This window comes from Microvirga massiliensis (genome assembly GCF_001006805.1).
GTDB lineage: Bacteria > Pseudomonadota > Alphaproteobacteria > Rhizobiales > Beijerinckiaceae > Microvirga > Microvirga massiliensis.
The window spans coordinates 1-4727 of the sequence record NZ_LN811362.1 but is presented as its reverse complement, the minus strand read 5'-3'; the positions used below and the strand labels follow the sequence as shown (position 1 = coordinate 4727).

6 protein-coding genes and 1 pseudogene are annotated in these 4727 nt (G+C 65.8%); 2 read left to right on the top strand and 5 right to left on the bottom strand.

Annotated features, from left to right (window positions below):
• Positions 1–264: 264 nt before the first annotated feature.
• The 4 genes and pseudogenes from BN1233_RS43525 to BN1233_RS46170 all read right to left on the bottom strand — a co-directional run.
• Positions 265–891, bottom strand: a complete 627-nt coding sequence (locus BN1233_RS43525) for a toll/interleukin-1 receptor domain-containing protein (RefSeq protein ID WP_187144410.1) — start codon at positions 889–891, stop codon at positions 265–267.
• A gap of 82 nt (positions 892–973) precedes the next feature.
• Positions 974–2023: a hypothetical protein gene (locus BN1233_RS31020; RefSeq protein WP_046867550.1), complete on the bottom strand. Its 1050-nt coding sequence runs from the start codon at positions 2021–2023 to the stop codon at positions 974–976.
• Complete coding sequence (locus BN1233_RS43520) at positions 2020–2430, bottom strand: pentapeptide repeat-containing protein (RefSeq protein ID WP_048709283.1); 411 nt, start codon at positions 2428–2430, stop codon at positions 2020–2022. Before BN1233_RS43520 ends, BN1233_RS31020 begins: the two co-directional genes overlap by 4 nt.
• A gap of 311 nt (positions 2431–2741) precedes the next feature.
• Positions 2742–3034 (bottom strand): annotated as a pseudogene (locus BN1233_RS46170) (transposase); the annotation flags it as partial.
• A 479-nt stretch (positions 3035–3513) separates the two neighbouring features.
• Here BN1233_RS46170 and BN1233_RS31005 point away from each other — a divergent pair.
• Both BN1233_RS31005 and BN1233_RS31000 read left to right on the top strand, forming a co-directional pair.
• Positions 3514–3867, top strand: coding sequence for a hypothetical protein (locus BN1233_RS31005; protein WP_046867549.1), 354 nt, complete (start codon positions 3514–3516; stop codon positions 3865–3867).
• 116 nt (positions 3868–3983) lie between these two features.
• The gene (locus BN1233_RS31000) at positions 3984–4538 is read left to right on the top strand and encodes a hypothetical protein (RefSeq protein WP_046867548.1); all 555 of its coding nucleotides are present in this window, start codon (positions 3984–3986) and stop codon (positions 4536–4538) included.
• Here BN1233_RS31000 and BN1233_RS49245 read toward each other — a convergent pair.
• Positions 4535–4727, bottom strand: a 193-nt coding sequence (locus tag BN1233_RS49245) for a hypothetical protein (protein ID WP_210168227.1), incomplete at its 5' end; no start/stop codon positions are given. The genes BN1233_RS31000 and BN1233_RS49245 overlap by 4 nt on opposite strands.

The following is a 4727-nucleotide window of genomic DNA, read 5'->3' as shown; positions in this document are numbered from 1 at the left end:
ATCAACCATGACCTAACCGAATCAAGAACCCGCGCGGGCCGTCGAACACCCGCACGGGTTCGACAGCGATGTCCTTCCGTTCTACTCGGTCTTGGCGGTAGTGACTGGGCGTGTGTGTCATGGCCCAACCGGGTGGGCAAGGCGGGATTATGGGCGTCCAAAGGCAGTCCATGTGGAGGCGGTCGCACCGACAAGTCGGTCCGCAGCGCCATCGCGCACCTCCGCCGAAGCGATCGCAAAGTGACGCTGCATCGCCTGGCAATGCTAATCGACTGATACGGCGGCCTTCAGCTTGGCGTAGATGTCGGCCAGCGCCTTGTTCTGTTCGCCCTCGGACAGGAGATCCAGCGGCGAGTTGGCCGGAATCGCGCCCTGGATTTTCGCAAACGGCGTGCCGTCGAGGGACGTCGTCGTGCTCACCGCGATCCAGAAGATCAGGCATCCGCGGTTCTTCGCGGCGTCCAGCAGGGCCGGAAGTTCGGTATTCTTGATGAATGGCGAGCTGATGAAATTCTGCGTCACCAGGAACACGGCGACCCGGGCGGATTCGAGCGCCTTGCGGATATCGCTCAGCCAGTCCGAGCCGGGCTGGATACTGCTGTCATCCCAGACACTGATCAGCTCCTTCTCCTCGAGCGGGCGCAAGAACAGCTTGAGCTTGTCTAGCCATTTGGCGTCCTTGTGGCTGTAGCTGATGAAGACGGGCTTGGTCGCCGGCACCCGTGGCGCCACGAAATGCTGCAGATAGAGCACACGGCGATCCGGATCGACTTCGTAGGTGATCTGCAGCGGCGGCAACGGATGCGAATAGAGCCGGATGCTCCCGTCGCGACTGATGGCGCGGACCCGGCCCGGAAAAGCGTCGGGATCGGCCGCCAGCGTGTCCAGCACGTCGAATAGTGCTACCATCGTGCCCGGCGGCAGCTCCTTTCGGCTGGCCTTCGCGGTTTCGGAGTATTGGATCGCGTATGGTTCACCCATGCCCGGTATCCGTCTGCCCGCCCTGCTGTGCGCCGGCGCCTGCCCGGGTCACTGCGGCGACGCGGATGCTGCGGGACGCCTCGTCGAGCACGCACTCGATCTCGATGTGCCCGCTGCTGGTCCTGGCCCGAAACATCGCGCCGTCGCGCCTGAAAACCGTCCCTGCCTGGGGTTCGCTGGTCGCGCCGGCCGTGCTGATCTGTGCCACCAAGTCCTCGAGGTCGATCCGGTCTGCGAGATCGAGCTTCGCCCGCTGCTCGGCGGCGTTCTGGTCGAACGCGACGGCGTAGCCGGTCGGTCGTGACGCCACGCTCTGCAGGACGGCATCCTTGCGCTCCTGCGCGATCTGCGCGGTTTCGATCCGCGCCGCCTGCGCCAGGAGGTCGGACGGAACCGCGACCGGCCTTCCTTCGCCGGCACGCTCTTGCACGCGGAGCAGAGCCGTGCGCAGCTTATCGGCGCTCGCCGCAAGCTCGATCCGCTCGCGTTGGTTTCGCAAATAGCGGGCGGCGAAAAGCACCATGGCGAGCATTCCGCAGAACAGCACGATGACGGGGTCGATCTCCGATTTCCGGATGATCGCGCCGGTGACCGCAACGAGCGCGGAAAGCGCACCGATCGCGATAATCAATCCGCTGCGGATCCGGCTGATCCAGCGGCTGCGCCGACTCTCTTTCCAAAGCGATTTGGACAATGCGTCGAGACCGAGCTGCTTCAGCCTTCCCCTTTCTCCTGAAGCCCGGAGGAACAGGGGAATGTTCAACACCAGCGCGATGATCCCGACTGCAACCGCTAGGCTGAAAACGAACGCCATAACGGCGATGAGGATGAATCCGGGATCGTCGTCTGTAGCGACGGCAGTGATACCGAATAGTACTATCATCGCGAGGAAACTCACGATCGCGACGTCGACGCTGACCATCAGCGCTCTATAGGAAACTCTTTCGAACCGGCTCAGCCGAAATGCCTGTCCAGCGCGCGCCAGCGCTTCAATGCCGGCCTGCAGCCTGATCGGATCAACTTCGACAGTTTGCCTAGTCATATCTCGCAATGAGCGCTGGTAAAAAGTCTCAAGATCAGCACGGCCCTGGAGGTGATGGTGTCGATGACACCGCGGATCCTCTCATTGTAGAGCAGGAGGTAGATGAACTGCACAGCCTCGATGTTGTCGATGGTGATCTCGGGCTCGTCCTTGCGAGTGATGACCAAGTTCTGCTGCTCGACTCTCTCCAGTTTCAATCCCCGGGCGGATATGCCGTAGATGCGCCAGCCGGTGAGATCAGCACCCGTAAGATTCGTTTCGACCAAACTGGCAGCCTGAAGGTCCGCCCCGCTGAGGTTCGCCTCGCGGAGGCTCGTCCCGAAGAGGTTCGCCCCGCGGAGGTTCGCACTGATGAGTTCGCTTCGTGGAGGCCAGGATGGATGATGTCGGGGTTCTCGCGGCGCCATGCGTTCCAGGCCCCCAAGCCCTGCTCGATCTGGGCGAGGTGTTCCTCATTCGCCATGCATGCCCTCCGGGTCGTGGGCCTGTTCGCGAGTGTGAGCCGCGGCCCGGGGTTCGGCAAGCGCGCGGGCTCCGCGCGCATGCGAGTGCGTGCGTGAGCACACGCGGTTCGCAGAAGCGGCAATTACGGAACGCGATTGGAAGTGATCGTAAAGTCTTCCCGTGCTCTTTGAGCCGCCCGCGTCGCGAATGCAGTTCGGCCGCGTCTCCAGGGTGCCTGGGTAACTGTCACGGTGATCCTCATCGGTTCCCGGGCGAACCTCATCGACTTCCCTCCTTGGCGAAAAAGCTGTAGCCCGCTTCAGGATCTCCCGCTCCTGGCGCAGGATTTCGTTCTCGCGCCGCAGCCGCTTTAACTCGGCCGCCCGGTCGTCCTGGTGCTCCTCAGGGGGCGTCGATCTCGCGCTCGCGGCGGTGGTCAATCCAGTGCCGTAGGGTCGACAAGCCGATCCCGAGATCCGCGGCAATCTCACGCCGGCTGCGGCCGCTCGTCAACGCAAGCCGCACAGCCTCATCCCGAAACTCTTTCGTAAAGCGTGTGTGGGGCATGGAGATCCTCCTGCGCTATAGCAGTGCTCTCCACTTGCCCGATACTACTGGCGAATTCGCTGATCGCGCCACGCGTGCCCGCGCAGCGGCGGCCGAGGTCACCGATGGAACGCCCAAGCGGCTTCAGCAGGCCAGTCTGCACCGTGAACGATCAAGCAACTTGGAATTCGCCAGCAGTATCGAAACGGGGGCAACTTTACTTCCGCGTTCTCGACTTCGACGCCCCCACCGCCGTCCAGTGGGAGCGGGGCCGGATCAAAGCGATCGAGTGAGCGGGCGTTGCCCATCCGTTAACCATGGTTCCAGTCTGCCGCCCGGACGGGATTGCCGGGGCGGGTTTCCTGGTCCATGTTGTGCGGGCCGGGCCCACACGGTCCGGGGGTTGGGTTCGTGTAGCCGTCAAAGGCGGCTACCGGCGCGGTTGCCGCCGCGCCAGCAGCCTGGCCATCCGATCCACCTGCTAGCACAGGGAATCCACGATGGTTGTCTCCATCTACGGCGCCGATGCGCCTGCGCGCAACTGCGATGGTGGCGCGCGCCCCGCTGACCCCACCCACATCCGCCGGCTGACGGCCGGCACGCGCGCCCTGCTCCCGCGTGCCGATCTCGTCCGGCACCCCGGCCTCGCGTCCGACGCCCAGGTCCGGATCCTCACTGTCGTGGACGAGGGGGACGGCGAGGCGACGCTGGGCGGCATCGCGGGAGCGCTGCCCGACCACCCCTGGCCGATCTCCGCCGTCCTGGCGCTCGTCGACGTGGGCCTGCTTGCCCTCGACCTGCAGGCGCCCTTCGACGCCGATCTGCGCGTCCGCCGGGCTGACCGCCGGGCCTGACCTCCCGGACCACGCCGGCCCTCCGGACGCAATCCGTCCCGCGGAGCCGCGCGCCCTCACCTTCCCTCAGATTTGCGCCGCGCCCTGACCGCGCCGGCCATCCCCGGAGCTCGTCCATGACCTTGCCCCTCACGGCCCCGCTGCCCCTGCCCACGCCCCTCGACCTCCCCGGCATTCAGGTCGAGATGATGCCGGGCGGAGCCATCTTATGGCACCGGATCATCGAGGTGAGAGCGGTGCGCGTCGCGTGGCGCTCCCTCTCCCTCGCCCTGCAGCACCCGCTTCTGCGGCAGGCCTCCGTCTATGTGCTGGCCGGGCTCGCGCCGGTGCAGGAGGCGGAGGACGATGCGCCGGTCCTGACGCTCCACTTCTATACCGGCGAGGTCGGCCGGCCGCCGCGCCGCCTGCCTGACCACCGGCGCAGTCCCGCGATGGCCTTCGTCGAGACCATGTACCTCCTCACCTCCCGAAGCTTCAACAAGGCGGATGTGATCTACCTCCAGGAGCGGGTCGCGGCGCTCGTGCGGGCCTCCGGGCAGGGCATCGTCGTGCAGGGCTGCGCGCCGGTCTCGCAGCCGATCATGCAGTGCGATGCCGAGGCGCTCGATCTCGGGCTCGGCTTCGGCCTCACCTTGCTCCAGGCCGCGGGCTGCCCCTGGGTCGAACTCTAGGTCTTCGCGGCCGCCCCTCGACCCGGCAGGCGCGTGGGGGGAGCGTCATCCTGCTCGCCGCGACACACCCGAGACCACCGCTCCGGCGCTGCTGCGGCCGGAACGCCCAAACCTCCATGTCGAGACGAGGCCTGATCCGGCGCGGCAGCGCGCCGTGGCGGCCTCCCCATGAGGCTGCCATGAGCATCC

Coding starts and splice junctions, on each gene's coding strand:
- BN1233_RS31005 (WP_046867549.1), top strand. CDS start 3,514: ATGGTTGTCTCCATCTACGGCGCCGATGCGCCTGCGCGCAACTGCGAT.
- BN1233_RS31000 (WP_046867548.1), top strand. CDS start 3,984: ATGACCTTGCCCCTCACGGCCCCGCTGCCCCTGCCCACGCCCCTCGAC.
- BN1233_RS43520 (WP_048709283.1), bottom strand. CDS start 2,430: ATGGCGCCGCGAGAACCCCGACATCATCCATCCTGGCCTCCACGAAGC.
- BN1233_RS31020 (WP_046867550.1), bottom strand. CDS start 2,023: ATGACTAGGCAAACTGTCGAAGTTGATCCGATCAGGCTGCAGGCCGGC.